14 protein-coding genes are annotated in these 14915 nt (G+C 66.9%); 6 read left to right on the forward strand and 8 right to left on the reverse strand.

The window, feature by feature from the left end:
• Positions 1 to 3: 3 nt before the first annotated feature.
• The 8 genes from OV287_RS29830 to tssB all read right to left on the reverse strand — a co-directional run bounded on the left by OV287_RS29830 (position 4) and on the right by tssB (position 7519).
• Positions 4 to 1620 carry a hypothetical protein gene (locus OV287_RS29830; RefSeq protein ID WP_267537441.1) on the reverse strand — a complete coding sequence of 539 codons (1617 nt, stop codon included), beginning with the start codon at positions 1618 to 1620 and terminating at the stop codon, positions 4 to 6.
• Entirely contained in the window at positions 1620 to 1997 is a 378-nt protein-coding gene (locus tag OV287_RS29835; protein WP_267537442.1) for a GPW/gp25 family protein, read from the reverse strand. The genes OV287_RS29830 and OV287_RS29835 overlap by 1 nt, the downstream gene beginning before the upstream one ends.
• Positions 1994 to 2914 (reverse strand): type VI secretion system baseplate subunit TssG, encoded by a 921-nt coding sequence (locus OV287_RS29840; protein WP_267537443.1) that lies wholly within the window; start codon positions 2912 to 2914, stop codon positions 1994 to 1996. Before OV287_RS29840 ends, OV287_RS29835 begins: the two co-directional genes overlap by 4 nt.
• A 12-nt stretch (positions 2915 to 2926) precedes the next feature.
• The gene (locus OV287_RS29845) at positions 2927 to 3880 is read right to left on the reverse strand and encodes a type VI secretion system protein IglI family protein (RefSeq protein ID WP_267537444.1); all 954 of its coding nucleotides are present in this window, start codon (positions 3878 to 3880) and stop codon (positions 2927 to 2929) included.
• A 66-nt stretch (positions 3881 to 3946) separates the two neighbouring features.
• The gene (locus tag OV287_RS29850; RefSeq protein WP_267537445.1) at positions 3947 to 4558 is read right to left on the reverse strand and encodes a hypothetical protein; all 612 of its coding nucleotides are present in this window, start codon (positions 4556 to 4558) and stop codon (positions 3947 to 3949) included.
• A gap of 96 nt (positions 4559 to 4654) precedes the next feature.
• On the reverse strand, positions 4655 to 5311 hold the full coding sequence (locus tag OV287_RS29855) for a hypothetical protein (RefSeq protein ID WP_267537446.1): 657 nt from the start codon (positions 5309 to 5311) through the stop codon (positions 4655 to 4657).
• 57 nt (positions 5312 to 5368) lie between these two features.
• Positions 5369 to 6889, reverse strand: coding sequence for a type VI secretion system contractile sheath large subunit (tssC, locus tag OV287_RS29860; RefSeq protein WP_267537447.1), 1521 nt, complete (start codon positions 6887 to 6889; stop codon positions 5369 to 5371).
• Between the two features lie 39 nt (positions 6890 to 6928).
• Positions 6929 to 7519, reverse strand: coding sequence for a type VI secretion system contractile sheath small subunit (tssB, locus tag OV287_RS29865; protein ID WP_267537448.1), 591 nt, complete (start codon positions 7517 to 7519; stop codon positions 6929 to 6931).
• Between the two features lie 337 nt (positions 7520 to 7856).
• Here tssB and tssK point away from each other — a divergent pair, with 337 nt between their 5' ends.
• Genes tssK through OV287_RS29895 form a run of 6 tightly spaced genes read left to right on the forward strand, consistent with a single transcriptional unit; the run spans position 7857 to position 14859 of the window.
• Positions 7857 to 9110, forward strand: coding sequence for a type VI secretion system baseplate subunit TssK (gene tssK / locus OV287_RS29870; protein ID WP_267537449.1), 1254 nt, complete (start codon positions 7857 to 7859; stop codon positions 9108 to 9110).
• Position 9111: 1 nt separating this feature from the next.
• Complete coding sequence (locus tag OV287_RS29875) at positions 9112 to 9717, forward strand: beta clamp domain-containing protein (RefSeq protein ID WP_267537450.1); 606 nt, start codon at positions 9112 to 9114, stop codon at positions 9715 to 9717.
• Positions 9718 to 9726: 9 nt separating this feature from the next.
• Positions 9727 to 10368 (forward strand): DotU family type IV/VI secretion system protein, encoded by a 642-nt coding sequence (locus OV287_RS29880; RefSeq protein ID WP_267537451.1) that lies wholly within the window; start codon positions 9727 to 9729, stop codon positions 10366 to 10368.
• Positions 10369 to 10378: 10 nt separating this feature from the next.
• Positions 10379 to 10717 (forward strand): hypothetical protein, encoded by a 339-nt coding sequence (locus OV287_RS29885; protein WP_267537452.1) that lies wholly within the window; start codon positions 10379 to 10381, stop codon positions 10715 to 10717.
• Between the two features lie 3 nt (positions 10718 to 10720).
• Entirely contained in the window at positions 10721 to 14398 is a 3678-nt protein-coding gene (locus OV287_RS29890) for a type VI secretion IcmF C-terminal domain-containing protein (RefSeq protein ID WP_267537453.1), read from the forward strand.
• On the forward strand, positions 14395 to 14859 hold the full coding sequence (locus OV287_RS29895; protein WP_267537454.1) for a hypothetical protein: 465 nt from the start codon (positions 14395 to 14397) through the stop codon (positions 14857 to 14859). Before OV287_RS29890 ends, OV287_RS29895 begins: the two co-directional genes overlap by 4 nt.
• Positions 14860 to 14915: the final 56 nt, after the last annotated feature.

Consider the following 14915-nt stretch of genomic DNA (forward strand, 5'->3'; position numbering starts at 1 on the left):
GGCCTACTTCTCCTCCTTGACCTGAATCTTGAGCCGGCCCTCGGCCACCTCGATGAGCTGGGTGTCCTTGTCGGAGGTGCGCAGGATGCGCAGCAGAGGCTTGGAGTCCTCGTAGATGTGCCGGATGGACGTCTCGCTCTCGGGCTTCTTGCCCAGCAGCAGGTGGTTGCCCTGAGACTCCTTGGGGAGCTTCGCCCCCGGGCGCCAGGCCAGGAACCGCTCGAGCACGGCGCTCCGGAAGTCCAACGCGATCAGCACCCGCGCGCCCTTGTCCGCCGGGAAGTAGAAGTGCCCTGGCTGCTGGTGGGGGTCGTAGGGCACCAGCACCTCCTTGTCCCAGAGCGGCAGCTTCACCCGGTAGTACTCCAGCGAGGTGTCCGAGTCCTGCCTGGCCTCGTAGGTGAGCTCGTCGTCCTGGCCCACCTCGCTCACGACCGTGCCCTCGACGTAGAAGGGCCAGCGGGGACGGGTGAAGGAGGGCCGCCGGAAGGTGGGATCCGCTTCCAGCTCCAGCGTGGCCGTCATCTCCATCTCGTAGTTGTTGGTCTCGTCATTCAGGGTATCGGCTGGATCCTTCAGCTCCGCCCGAGCCCGCAGCTCCAGGCGGTACAGCCGGTACTTCTTGCCGTTCGTGTAGAGCTTCGTGCTCCAGTCCTCGCCGAAGCCGTAGAGCCCGTTCAGCAAGAGCGTGATGCTGGGATAGCGCCGGAAGTGCACACACAGCTCCGGCTCGGGGGCGCGCTGCCGCTTGCCCTCCAGCGTCGCCCGATCCGTGAGCGTGCTCTCCAGGGGCGAGGTGAGCAGGTACTCCTGCCGCACGCCCTCCATCTTGTTGGCGTTGTCCACCTTCTTCTCGCGCGTGCCCGCCTCCACGTAGCTGTTGAGCACCGCCGCGTGATCGCGCCGCGGCTCGGGCAGGCACACCTCCAGCTCCGCCACGTCATCCCGGGGCAGCTCGATCGCCTTGCCCCCCTTGGGCTTGCTGTCGCTCAGCTCGTACTTGCCGGTGGCGGGATCGTAGAAGAGCCCCGCGTTCTCCCGCGCCAACAGCCAGTGGATGAAGTCATGGAAGCTGGCCGCGTTGCCCTCCGCCCCCAGCCCCAGGGTGTGGAGGGGCAGCTGGGTCTTCGCCGCCTCCCATTTGAAGGACAGCTCCACCCCGTCGGGCTTGTGGGCCTCGATGACCTCCTGGAGCTTCTGATCCACCCAGACGCCCGTGGGGAAATGCTGCCGCCACAGCACCGTGCCCCGGTCCGAGAACCGCACCCGGTAGCGCCGCTGCAGCACGGGAGCGTCCTGGACGTCCGAAAAGGCGCGCTCGTGCACCCACCGCTCTTCCACCAACCCCGTCAGCTCCAACCCCGAGGCATCGCCTCCCTCGACGTCGTAGGCCCGGTCCAGCTTCAACACCGCCTCGATCGGATCCTTCTTGACGAAGTGCTCGAAGAGCTCGTCCTCGCTCGCGCTCACCTGTGAGACGGCCCACCACTCCACCGAGGCGGAGAACCCGTAGCTGTGGACCTCCACGGACAGGCGCTTGATGTTGCCGGCGGGGACGGTGAACTCCTTCCCCTTCGGATTGAGCACCAGCATCGCCTTCAGCCGATCAACGAAGCTCATCACTCCTCCTCCGGCTGGGTCTGGGGGGCCACGGCCATGGCGCGGGTGTACGGATCGATCAGCACGGAGAGCGGCTCGGCGGTGTGCCGGAGCCTGCAATGCACCACCAGGCGCAGCCGGCCATTCTCCCCCTCGTAGTCCTCTTCGATTTCAGTCACCTCGACGCGCGGCTCGTAGAGGCGGATGTTCTCCCGGATCTCCGCGCCGAGCTGGCCGAGCATCTCCTCGGCCGTGCGGAAGCCGGTCTCGCTCAGACCAAAGCCCGGGAGGAAGGAGGCCGCGCCCCGCTTGGCGTTCAGCAGGTGGTGCAGGTTGCGCAGCACCTCCTCGAGGAGCGTCTCCTCGCGCCCGAGAAATCTGCGGGACAGGAAGCTCATGCCGCGTCCCTCCTGCCACCGGGTGACGGCGCGGCCCGCGGGCGTGGGGGCTCGGCGGTGTTTCCCAGGAAGATGACCACCCGGTGTCCCAGGAGGGTGCCCCCGTGAAGACGCTCGTAGCCCAGGTACCCGCGCTGCGCGAGCCGGGCCCAGACCGCGTGGGCCGCCACCGTCAGGCCCACCTCCAGGCGCACCCGCGCGGGGGCCAACAACGGCAACAAGATCTCGTACAGGCGGTGCTCGACCACCTCGGGCCAGCCCCGCCCCCGCGCGTCCGCCTCCTCCTCGGCGTGCAATTCCACCTGGAAGCCGGCGCTCTCGGAGGTATAGCTGTCTCCCAGCACCGCCGTGCCGTCCAGCGGCGAGGTGCCGGTGCGCACCTCATGGCCGCGGGTGATGTCGCGGAAGGGGCTCCGGGACACCCACACCCGCAACTCCGGGAAGTAGAGTTGGAAGAACCACTGGAGCGTGGTCACGGACCCCACGCCCAGCATGCGGAAGTAGAAGCCCTTCGTCCGCTCCCAGTCGCCCACCAGCGCGCTGTCGTGCTCGGGGTAGAGCGCCCGCGCGAAGCCCTCGAGCAGCCGGTGATCGAAGAAGCGGATGAAGTCGAAGAAGCTGTCGGGCTGCGGGCACTGCTCCGCCACCTCCAGGAAGTAGCTGGGCAGCAGCGCGTTGGCGCCGAGCAACCCCAGGTTGAGCGTCACCACCACCCGCCGCAGGGGCGAGCGATGGAAGGTCACCGCCTCCACGAACGCCGCCGGCGAGACGGGCTCGGGGTTGCTCTCGAAGAGGATATGCCCGGGCGGGTAGCCCTCCGCCTCCAGCAGCCGCAGCAGCGGCCCCAGCTCGAACTCCCGGGCCCGGGCGGCGATCCGCTCCTCGGTGGGAGAGAGCTCCGTTGTCGTGGCACCCATGACTCGCCTCCCTCACTCCGGCCTGACGAAGCGCTCCAGATCCACCTGGTAGAACTGCGCGAGCGCCTTCCACTCCCTCGAGTTCTTGCTCTCCCAGTGCTCCTGGACGTCCCTCACGTGCTTGTTGAGGAGCGCACCGAAGGAGGCGAAGAGATCGGGAAAGAAGCGCCGGGGATCGAAGCCCTCGAGCGTGGCGAGGATGTCATCGCTCACCAGCGCCGCCTTCTGGAACTCCTTGCGCTCGATGAGCAGCTCGAAGGCCTTGAGCTTGTTGCACAGATCCACCAGGTGAGCCGAGCCCATGAGCTGCACCGGCTGCCCCAGCTTGAGAAATGGCGACGGCCCTTCCGGCTCGGCCGGGGGCTCGGGCTCCTGCGCCTCCTGCTGGGGTGGGAGAGCGGGCGGATCCTGCGGCATGTTGGCGACGAGCTGTGCGTGCAGGTCCCGAAGCCACGGCAGAAGCTTCGCCAGCGCCTCGGAGCCCGAGCGATAGCCAGGCACGGACAGCAGCGCATGCAGCTCCTGCGCCTTCTGGATGGCCGCGGCGGCCTGGGCCACGGTCGAGGCCTTCCACCAGCCCTGCCACCGCTCGTCTTTCTTGGCCTGGTGGTAGCTCAGGGTGTCGAACAGCGTCTGGAAGAGCCAGGTGACGCTCTTGTTCAGCAGGATGGTCCGCTTGTCACGAGCAGGCAGACCCTCCCAGTTGCGCCGGATGAGCTCCGCCAGCGCCTCCAGGAGCGCGCCCAGCCGGGGCAGCCCCTCCTCATGCAGGACGGCGAAGAGGTAGTAGCCCAGCAGGCGCACCTCGAAGAGGTTCTCCGCGAGCAGCCCCTCCACGGCGTCCGCCGCCTCCGTGTACTTGCCGCCCTGCGCCAGCTCGGTGACCCGCTGGAAGCGAGGGTCATGGGCCTCGAGGCGCTGGCTGTCCGTCTCGAACGGGCGAACACACAGGCTCAGGTCTCTCATGGTTTCTGATACTCCTGCGGTCAAAGGCATACACGTTGAAACGGAGAGGAGCGCCGAAGGAGCGGCTTACTTACCGGTTCCCCACTGCTTGACCAGACGCAGCTTGGAGCCGGTGGCGAACTCCAGCGTGGACTTCTTCTTGTCGGCCGGCACCACCTGGAATTCGAAGCCAAAGACGGCGATGTCGAGGGTGTCGGAGATGCGGGTGTGATGGTTGTCCACGAAGATCTGCAGATCTCCGCCAGTGCTGTCGAGGCTGGCCTCCGCCGTCTTGGGGCTCTTGAGGTAGGCGGCCTCGAACCAGAGCTTGTCGGCTTCGTCGAAGTCGATGATGTACCAAGCCAGCTTCAAGCGGGGGTTGGTGAGTGGCCGGGCAAGCCTGGCACGGATGTCGGATGCTGTTTCCTTGCTCACATACGCCTTGATGCGGATGGGGTCGGTCGGACCCGCCTCGTAGCGGAAATTCTCGATGAGCCCGATGCACTTGATGGTGCGGCCCGAGACCACCTTCTGGCCGGAATTGCTGAAGGGATTCCAGACCTCGATGTTCCTCTTGAGGTTGAGCCCCCCACAGCCGCTCCAGTCGAGCAGGTAGCCCACGGTGCCTTTCAATACCGACCGGACGCTGAAGCCGAATTGCCAGTCGCAGTGGAAGTTCAGGTGGTTGCGGTCATGCATGATGTCGCCCGCCAGCCATACCGGGTCCGGTCCACTCAGAGAGACGACGCAGGCGGCCCAGGCCCCGTGGCAGGAGTTGGGCCGCCGACGGAAGGCTCAGGAAGCGGCAGCCGCGGCGTTGTTGCCCACCTTGAGGCCCCAGTTGCGGATGAAGGGCGTCTGGCTTGAGGAGGCGAAGTGGAAGTTGAAGGTGCCGTTGCCCGCTGGAATCACCTGGAACTCAAGGTTGTAGACGTTGGCGTCGAGGGTCGGACTGATTTTGGTGGGCTTCGGCTCCACGGAGATCACGTAGCCACCGTTGCTACGCGCATTGAGCTGTCCCACCACCGTGGTCGGATCCTTGGGATAGGCCTGCTCGAACCAGACCTTGTTCTCCTCATCGAAGTCGCAGATCCACCAGCCGAACTTCGTCACCTTGTTGGTGGACAGGGTGGTCTTCAGCTTGCCCTGCAGGATGTGCGCGTTCTCGGAGGAGATGTAGGCGCTGATGCAGATCGGGTCTCCCACACCTCCGGCGAAGCGGAAGCTCTCGATCACGCCCACACAGGTGATCTTCTTGTCATCACCGTTGATGTTGACCTCGCCGTATTTCGGAGCCTCCGGGCTGTTGAAGGGAGTGAAGACCTCGATGTCCGGCTTGAGGAACTCACCCATATCCAGGCCCTCGAAGTACAGGAGGTAGCCCACACGCTGCTTTTTTTTCGGGTCCATCACGAACCCGGCCGTCCAGTCACAACCAAAGTCAAATTCCATTCTCTTCCTCCGTTTCGGGTTGGCCCCCATGAGATGAGGGGCAGGTGTCACGCCTCATCAGCCCAGCCGCGCGTCCACGCGCAGGTCCACGTCCATGCCCTCGAACTGGATGTGCGGAAGGATGGAGAGATTGCAGTGGTACCAACCCACCTTGCCCGGCACCTCCGCCACCGTCAGGCTGTAGGCCTTGAACGGGTAGTAGCGCAGCGTCAGATCATCCGGGTTCACCAGGGCCGTCACGTAACCGGAGATCCACCGATCGATCTGCGAGTAGAGGCTCTGGGCATTGGCGGTGCTGCCAATGTTGTCCCGCATGATGCACTTGAGGTAGTGCGCGATGCGGCTGATCGAGTAGGTGTAGGAGAGGTTGGTGACGAGCTGGGAGTTCTCCGAGTCCTTCGGGTCCTTGAAGGTGTGGGACTTCTTGAGGGACTGGGCGCTGAAGAAGACGGCATCCGCGGAGCCCTTCTTCTGGATGAGCGGGATGAAGCCGGCGCGGGCCAGCTCGTACTCGCGGAAGTCCGGGATGGCGATCTCCACCGGCAGCTTCAGCTCCTCCTCGCCCCGCAGGTTGAAGACGTGCACGGGCAGATCCGAAACGAGCCCGCCTCCCTTGGGGCCGCGGATGTGCTGGCACCAGCCCGAGCTCTCGAAGGAGCGGACCAGGTTCCGGGCGAACAGCATGGCCGAGTTGCCCCAGAGGTACTCGGACTCGTTGTCCCCGCGGACCTTCTCAGTGAAGTTGAGGCCCTGGGCGGGGTTGGTCTCGTTGTTGTACGGCTGCCGGACGATGTAGCGCGGCAGCGTCAGGGCGATGTAGGCGGCCTGCTCGGTGTCGCGCAGCGAGTTCCAGGCGGCGTACTTCGGCGTGTCGAGCAGGCTGTGGAGATCCCGGAGCTGCGCCACCTCGCGCATGCTGGTGCAGCCGAAGAAGGTGGGCGAGACGGCGGCGACGAACGGGGCATGGCTGGCCGTGCAGATCTTCCCCATCGTCTTCAGCCAGAGCAGATCCTGCGGGGTGTTGGAGAACTCATACAGGCCCACCACCCCCCCGTAGGGGGCGCCGCCATACTGGTCGTACTCGGCCACGTAGAGCTTCTTGAAGAACTCGGAGCCAGCGACGTCGGCAGCGTTGAGCTCCAGATCGATGTAGGCCTCATCCTTGGAGACATCCAGCAGGCTCAGCTGGATGTTGGCCTTGAAGTTGGTGTGCTGGACGAGGTCGGCCAGGGAGGCCCACTGCGCCTCGAGGGCCTGGAACTCAGGGGCGTGCAGCACCTCGTTGAGCTGCGCGTCCACCAGCGAGTCGATGGTGGCGACCAGCTCCTGGATGGTCTGCTTGTCGAACCGGCCCGCCTCGGGATCCATGTTGTGGACCATGGCGGCCAGGCCCGAGAGGAAGCGCTCCTCGGTGCTCACGTCCTCCGTCACCCGCTGGAGGTTGTCCATCACCATGGGCCGGAGCTGCGGCAGGTCCGTGCTCAGCCGGACACTGGTGAGGAACTGTGTGAGGCCCAGAGAGTTCGTCTGTGCCGGAGCGGCGGTGGTGGCGGAAGGGGCATTCGTCGTGTTGGACATGTGCTCGAACCTTTCGGAATGGAGGGGCAGCGCTCCCGCTCACTGCGGCTTCGCCGCCGGATCGGACGGAGGAGGGGCCTCGCCAGCGGAGAGCAACGGCCTGGGGATCTTGAGGCCGTTGAAGTCCTGCAACTCCTTCTTCAGCGCGGAGACGGCCTCCGGGTTCTGGGCCAGCTCGCGCACCAGGCGCCGGAACTCCTTGCGGTTGTCCAGGTTGCCCTGCTGCTCGAGCAGCAGCTTGCGCAGCAGCAGCAGCGCGCGAACCTTGGGGATGTTCCTCGCGATCTGGAGCGGGGTGAAGGACTTCATCGAGTCGATGGGCAGCTCGACGTCCAGCTGCTCGGAGTTGCCGGGATCGATCCGGTTGGACACCTGGAACTGGAGCCGGATGTCCATGTCCTTCATCACCTGATCGAGGTTCTTCCCGTCCAGGTTGCGAATCTGCCGCTGATCCAGGTCCTTCTGGCTGTCAGTGGAGGTGCCGCCAGAGAAGCTGCCCATGAGCAACAGCCGGAGCGGCAGGGCCTTCTCGGCGCGCTCTCCGTTGACGCTGGTGCGATAGGTGAGGGTAATACGTGACTTGGGAATCTCGTCGTTGATGGCCATGCGCACCCCGAAAAAGGCATTCATGCGAGTGCGGCTGGCGCCACACCCTGAGTGGCATTGTTAAACCATATCATTCATGAAATGCAAGATGGGCAGGCATTAAATTCCTGGCCACCCAGAGTGCATCACGCAAATCCTACCAACGAGATACCCCCCGGCCGCACCGCATGACAGGTTTCATCTACCCGGTGAGTCTTTTCCGAGGAAGAGAAACTTCCAACCACGCAAGGCCTGTACCTTCACAGTGGCTTCGTCTAGCTTGGAATCAGGAAATTCTCACGACCTCCGCCCGCTCTCCCTCGAGAGATGAACAACCACGCCTGGGGCTCGGGCCACATGTCTGTCACGAGAGTCTTTATTTATGGAGCAACAAAAGCTCGCACGTGTCCACTGGCAGGTGGGGCAGCCGCTGCTGCCTGATCACTTCCAGGCTCAAGAGGGAGCGCTCACGGCCGAGGTCCGGCGCTACGCGGAGCTCGCGGGGCTGCCCGTGGTGGGGATCAGCGCGCTCGAGCTCAACCGGGTCCTGCTGGCGGAGGGCACGCTCGCGCTCACTTCGCTGAGCGCGGTGCTGCCAGGCGGCTACCTGGTGGAAGTGCCTGGCAATGCCACCGTGGCGCCCTTCTCCCTGGAAGAGACGGGGCGCTCACAGCTCACCGTGTACCTGCACCTGCTGAGGGAGACACGTGGAGCCGAGGGTCTTCCGCTCTACGCGGAGGATCCACCCGCGCTCCAACGCACCCTGTACGTGCTGCAGCTCTCCGCGGATCCCGCCGTGGAGGGAGGGCTCAGCTCGCTGGCGCTCGCGGGGCTCTCCAAGGATGAGCAGGGGCGGTGGCGGCTGTCACGGGGGCAGCTCCCCCCACTGCTGCGGGTGGGACCTCATCCCTTCCTGGAGGAGCTGTTCACCCAGTTGGATGAGCTGCTGCAGCAGGCCCATGGCCAGCTGCGCACCTCCATCCGAGACAGCTACGTGCGAGGCGACCGGCTCTCCAACGCCCGGCGCGCGCTGTGCGCGGTGCGCCAGCTCCAGGCGCTACGGATGGACATGCGCCACGGCATCCACCCACCCACCTACCAGCTCTTCGACACCCTGCGCCGGCTCTATTTCGAGACGTGCTGCTATCTGGAGACGGAGCCGGAGGAGGAGCTGCCCCCCTACCGGCACGAGGAGCCCGGTCCCGGCCTGCTGCGGTGGATGGAGCTGCTCAACCGCAGCTTCCGCCCGCAGACGAGCCAGCGCTCGTACCGGCCCTTCGAGTGCCGCGATGGGCGCTTCGTGCTGTCACCCCTGCCCAAGGACAAGCCGGCCCCCAATGACTTCTACCTGCTGGTGCGGCGCCAGGAGCGCGACAAGCCCCGGGCGATGGAGGGCGTGAGGCTGGCCAGCCCGCTGCGCCTGCCCCTGGTGCGGCGCCAGGCCCTCAAGGGCGTTCCCTACCGCCACGTGGCCTACCCTTCCTTCCCTCACTCGTTCGACGCGGACATCGACTGGTACCAGCTCACCCCCGAGAGCGACGAGTGGCAGGCCATTCTGCGCGAGGACGGCCTGGCTTTCGCCGTCACTCCCGCGTTCGAGGGGGCCCAGGTCTTCCTCTTCTGGCGGAGAGCCTGAGATGGCGACCCTCATCTGCACCCTCGAGATGGACAAGGAGAAGGGCCTGACCATCAAGGTCGAGGACCCCGACGGCAAGCTCACGCAGACGGTGACGATCGACGGCAAGGCGATCACCCTCGAAGTGAAGAACGACTCGGATACGAGCACCGTCGTCCAGAAGCCCGACGCCGTCACCATCACCTGCAAGACCTTCACCGTGGAAGCCGACACCATCAAGCTCGAGTCCAAGAAGGACTCGGAGTGGAGGAGCTCGGGGGAGCTGAAGTTCGCGAGCGAGAAGGACATGTCGCTCACCTCCAGCGCGAAGCTCACCCAGAAAGCCAGCAAGGACGCCTCGCTGACCTCGGACGCCGACATCCAGCTGAAGGCCAGCGCCGAGCTCAAGCTCGAGGGCAAGACGTCGAAATTGGAGGCCAAGGGTGAAGGCAAAGCGCTGGAGCTGAAGGGCCCCCTCCTGAAGCTGAATGGCACGCAACGGGTGGTGATGTGGGGGCGCCTGCTCAAGGTGGCCGCCACGGGGGAGCTGAACCTCGAGTCCAAAGGGCCCGCGAATCTCAAGGGCGGAACCACCAACGTGAAAGGCTCGCCCGTGAATCTGGGGTGAGGGGGTCCCATGAAGCTCGAACACTGGCAGATCGTCTTCAAGGTGTACCGTCAGGTGCGGGAGCTGCTGGATCAATGGCTGCCAGGCGCGCTGCCCGACACGGCCGAGCGCACTCAGGTGCAAGTGGGGCGCGAGGGGCTGAACCAGTTGCAGTCGCAGCTGCTGGGAGCCGTGGCGCAGCTGCGCGCCGAGCTGGGAACCCACTACCGCGCCGAGGAGGTGGAGGACGCGCTGCGGCCCTTCACCTATCTGGTGGATGAGCTGGTGCTGCACCGGCTGGCCGAGATCGAGCAGGTGGAGTGGCCGCTCCTGCAGTACCGGCTCTTCGGAGAGGAGGGCGGCGGAGATCTCTTCTATGAGCTGGCCGACGAGCGGCTGAACCAGCCGGGCGCCCCGCCGCTCATCTTCGAGCTGCTGCACTTCTGCCTGACGGCGGGCTTCACCGGCCGCTACCCCGGAAACACCGCGAAGCTGCGCGAGTACAAGCAGCGGCTGGCGGACCGGATCTCCACCCCGCCCTCCGCCCCTCCCGCCACCGAGGTGCCCGCGGAGGCGAGGCCGCTGCTCTACGAGTTCCCTGTCCGTTACTACGCCTCCGCCGGCCTGTACCTCCTGGGGCTGCAAGGGCTGCTGTTGTGGCTGTCCCATTGAGCCTCTCACCATGAAAGAAGCCATCGTGACCCCCCAGAGTGAGCGCGCGCCTGGCGCCCGCCCGCAGGAGCCCGCCGCGAGCCTGCTGAGCCGCCTGGAGCAGCTCATCGACACGGAGCTCGGCCCATTGCGCGAGGGCGTGGAGCCGCTGGTGGACGAGCTCCGCGCGGGGCTGGCGGCGCTCTACCCCTCCGCCGGAGGTCGGCAGCTCCCCCCCAAGGAGCAGGAGGAGCAGCGCGCCCAGCTGGCCCAGGTGCTGGACACGCTCGAGGACGTGCTCGAGGCGCTGCAGCGCGCCGCGCGCGCGCGCCGCCACACGGGCCCCGGCGCCGGAACGAGGAGGCACTGAGCGATGGAGACCCTCCGCAAGCTCGTGGCCTTCATCCCGGGGCCCTACAAGAAGTGGGTGCTGCTCGCGCTGGTCCTCGTGGCCGCCGCGATCCCGCTCGTGCTGTGGCTGCGCGCCAGGAAGAAGCGCGACGCCCCCACGGTCCCGGGCACCCCGCCCACCCTCGGGCGCAACCGGCTGCGGCAGATCCACCAGCGCTTCCTGGCCGGGCTTCCGTGGCGGCAACGGGCCGCGGTGAAGGATCTGCCGGGCGCGGTGGTGCTCGGCCCCGCCGGCGCCGGCAAGTCCAAGCTCATCGAGCTGGACGTGGACTGGCAGCGTCAGGCCCGCCAGTACCTGCCCAGCAACACCAGCGACTCGCTGCTGCAGATCTACCTGGGGCCGGACACCGTGGTGCAGGAGCTCTCGGCGCCGCTGCTCGAGGACGACACGCCGCAGGCGCGCCTGGCGCTACGGCGGCTGTGGAAGGACACGTTCGGTCAGCAGCAGGCGCTGGCCATCCTCGTGCTCGACGCGCGGTGGCTGGCCGAGACGCCGCCGGACGAGGTGCGGCGCACCGCGCAGCTGCTGCGCGGCAAGCTCAACCTGCTGGCCGAGATCCGCCATGGCCAGGTGGAGACGCGCCTGTGCCTGACGCACATGGATGAGCTGGAGGGCTTCGAGGACTTCGCGAACCTGCTGCGAGACCACCGGGTGCCGTTGTCCTTCGAGCTGCCCCGGCGCGGCGAGGAAGGAGCGCTGGCCTCGCTGCTGCAAACGCAGGAGCAATACCTGGCGCTGGGGTTGACGTCGCTGCCCGTGGAGTCCTTCGAGCGCCTGGAGCACTTCTACTCCCAGGGCCACCGCCCCTTCGAGGCGCTCGCCCGCTTCGTCACCGCGCTGCTCGAGGGTGGGACGCTGGCCTTCGCGCCCCGGCTGTCGCGGGTGTACCTGTCCTCGCTCTCGCCCTCGGCGCGCGCGGCCGGGGTGCTCTCCGTGTCCGCCACGGCGAACGATGCCCAGGCCGTGCGCCAGCGCTATCTGCGTACCCACCTCAAGCGCAGCGTGATGTTGGCCGCGGCGTGCAGCTTGCCCATCCTGGCCGCCTACGCCCACTTCTCGTGGCGGCTGACCCAGACGCAGGAGCGGGTGAAGCGCTTCGAGGACACCGTCCAGCGCATGCGCGATCAGGGCCAGGAGGTGTCGGGCACCGTGGTCCAGGAGCAAGTGCTCGCGGCCGGCCAGTCCATGGATGTGCTGTGGCGGGCCATGTCCTACTGGCCGCTGCTGCCCTACAGCTTCACGGATGAGCGCGAGGGTCTGCGCCTGCGGCTGGCGCGCGGTATTCGCGAGGCTCACCTGCGCCCCGCCCTGGAGCGCTGCCACAAGCAGCCCAACCCGTGCCGCCCCGAACAGGTGGTCTTCACGCTGGCCGCGCTCCACGCCTCGCGAAACGAGGCGCTTGGCCAGTTCGTCCTCTCCAGCCTGCGCAGCCGCTCCTCTCTGGACTTCGTCCAGCAGGCCGGGACGGCCCCCGCCCCAGAGGCCGATAGCCTCGAGGCGAAGCGCTCATGGGTCACCTCCGTCAACCTGCTCGAGTCCCTGGTGGGGGACTATGTCCTCATCAGCGACAAGCCCTGGCAGGCGCCCACCACGACGGAGGACAGCTGGGCGCAATGGCCCTTCCGCGAGCCGCTCACGCTCGAGGCCCAGCTGGAGCCCTGGCAGGCCCACCTCAAGCGGCTGCAGGAGCTGCTGCACGATCAGTCCCTGGAGCCGTACGAGCTGGAGCGGCTGGATGCGGAGCTGGAGTCGATGCAGGAGGTGCGACGCCGGCTCCAGGCCCAGTTGGATGACAGCGCGCTGCTCGGCACGCTGCCGCGCGTGGTGGATCTACTCAGCGCCTCGGAAGCCCGCGTGGACATGAGCCGCTTCAAGGGCCTGCCCTCGACGCTCAAGGCGGTGGCGTGGATGAATCAGAACCGCGAGGTGCTCACCGCCGTGCTGCGCATGGAGGAAGAGGCCTACCTGGGCGTCAAGGCCGTGCAGAAGATGACGGTGGCCGAGCTGCTCGTGCGCGAGGGGCTGTGGCTGCAGGGCCCTGACAATCACACCCACCAGGTGACGGTGCTGCAGAGCACCTTCGACTTCCGCCCGAGGGACAGCGCGCGTCAGCTCCACCAGGCCCTGCTGCGCTACTACGAGAAGACAGGCCGCATGCCCTTTGGCGGAGTCTCGGGGGACGAGGCGGAGCGCCGCGACGCATTCACCAGCGTGGCCGCCGAGCGCGTGGAGTTCGACACCCGCCTGCGCCCGCTGGTGGACGAGTTCACCCAGCGGCTGAAGAGCGCCGGGCTGCCCCTGGAGCAGGCCTCGCAGCGCCAGGAGCACGTGCAGCGCAAGGTGAACCAGTTCGCCATCCAGTACCGCCAGCGCCTCTTCCAGCGCGTGGCCAGCTACCACTTCAACGCGCCCGTGCCCGCCATGCTGTCCGGGGAGCTCTCACGCCTCACCCAGCCCTCCTCGGAGCTGGTGGACATGCTGCGCGACGTGGCACACGGCGCCAGCCTCGAGCCGCTCGAGGGCCCCTACTACGAGTCGCTGCGCAACACCGTGGCGCCCTTCAAGCCCATCGCGCAGGTCATGAAGCCGGACGAGAGCGGCAACTACGCCGCGCTCAACCCCTACCGGGCCCTGATCGCGCAGCTGGTGGACGAGCTGAACGCCGTCCCCAAGGCCAGCTCGGCGACCGCCGCGGGCAAGGACGCGGGCAAGGAGGCGGGCAAGGGGGCCGGAGGCGCCGCGCGGCTCACGGAAATGCTCACGCCGCTGGGGCGGATCGCCCTCTCGATGATGCTCGAGGAAGAGGGCTCCTACCTGCACAAGGTGAACGCGTGGCTCGATCAACAGGGCCTCATTGGCGAGCTGCGGCAGCCCTTCCTCCAGCCTTTCCTCACGGTACGTCAGCTGGGCCAGAAGGAGCTCGAACAGAAGCTGAACCATCAGTGGGAGGAGGCCTGGGGACGCATGCTGAAGCCCCTGTTGACCCGCTACCCCTTCGAGCCCACCGCCACGCAGGAGGTGGACGCGGGCGATCTGGAGGTGCTGCGCCGGCAGGATGGAGCCTTCTGGGACTTCGTGAACCGGGTGCTGACACCCGTCTGCGAGGAGCGCGGCCCGGAGTGGGTGCTGCGCGGAGCGCTGCAGGACCGGCTCACCCTTCCCGCCGAGCTGCTGCCCACGTTGGGAGGGCTGTCCCGGCTCTCCCGTTTGCTCTGGGACGCCGAGGGCAAACCCCGGCCGCTCATGCTCCAGATCATGCCCCTGCCGCTGCCCACCGCCCCGGCTCCGGGCAGCTTCGTCACCCTGGGCTCGCTCAAGTGCGGGAAGACCACGGTGCTCGCCTATAACCAGAGCCCCTCCTGGCAGGAGTTCCCCGTGGCCTGGTGGGATCAGCAAACCGCCTCGCTCATGCTGGAGCTGCGCTCGCCCGAGCAGGAGTCCGTCCAGTACAGCTCGCTGGACAAGTCCCGCTCCGCCTGGGGCTGCTTCCGCCTGCTCGAATCCTCCACGCCCACTGGCGATCAGCACCGGCAATGGAACCTCCGCAACCGCAATGACAAGGACGCCAGCCACCTGCTGGAGATCCGCTTCGGGCTCAAGGGTGAACCCTGGGTCCCCTTCCGTGAGGTGCCGCGATGAAGTTCCACGCCCTGCTCCACCCCGCTGCGTTGCTGCCGCTGCTCGCCGCCTGCCAGCCCTCCACACTTCAGCTGAACATCAAGTCGCCACCTGGCACCAACCAGGGCCGCCCGCTCTACATGCTCGTGCGCAAGGTGGACGCCAAGCAGTACGCCGTCGAGTCCTATGGCGAGGTGGCCCCCCGCGTCTTCCAGCCCGACGAGAACGTAGTCATGTCGGAGCTCATCTACCCGGGCACCATTCAGCGCGTGAAGGTGAAGCTCCCCCCGGAGTCGCCGCTGGCTGTGTCCTTCCTCTTCACCGCCCCGGACGGCACCTGGCAGACGTTCGTCAACGCACCCGCTCCAGTCTCGCTCGACCTCGAGCTGCTCGAGGGCCGCATCCGCACCGGCACCGCGCCCGCGGAGCCCCCGAAGGGCCCCGCCGCCGACAAGCCGGCAGAGGGTGCTCAGCAGCAGTGAAGCTTCCAGCTCCGGACGGACCACTCAGAGGGCTCAAGACATGACACACTTCAATT

Origin of the sequence: Archangium lansingense (assembly GCF_026626635.1) — a bacterium.
GTDB lineage: Bacteria > Myxococcota > Myxococcia > Myxococcales > Myxococcaceae > Archangium > Archangium lansingense.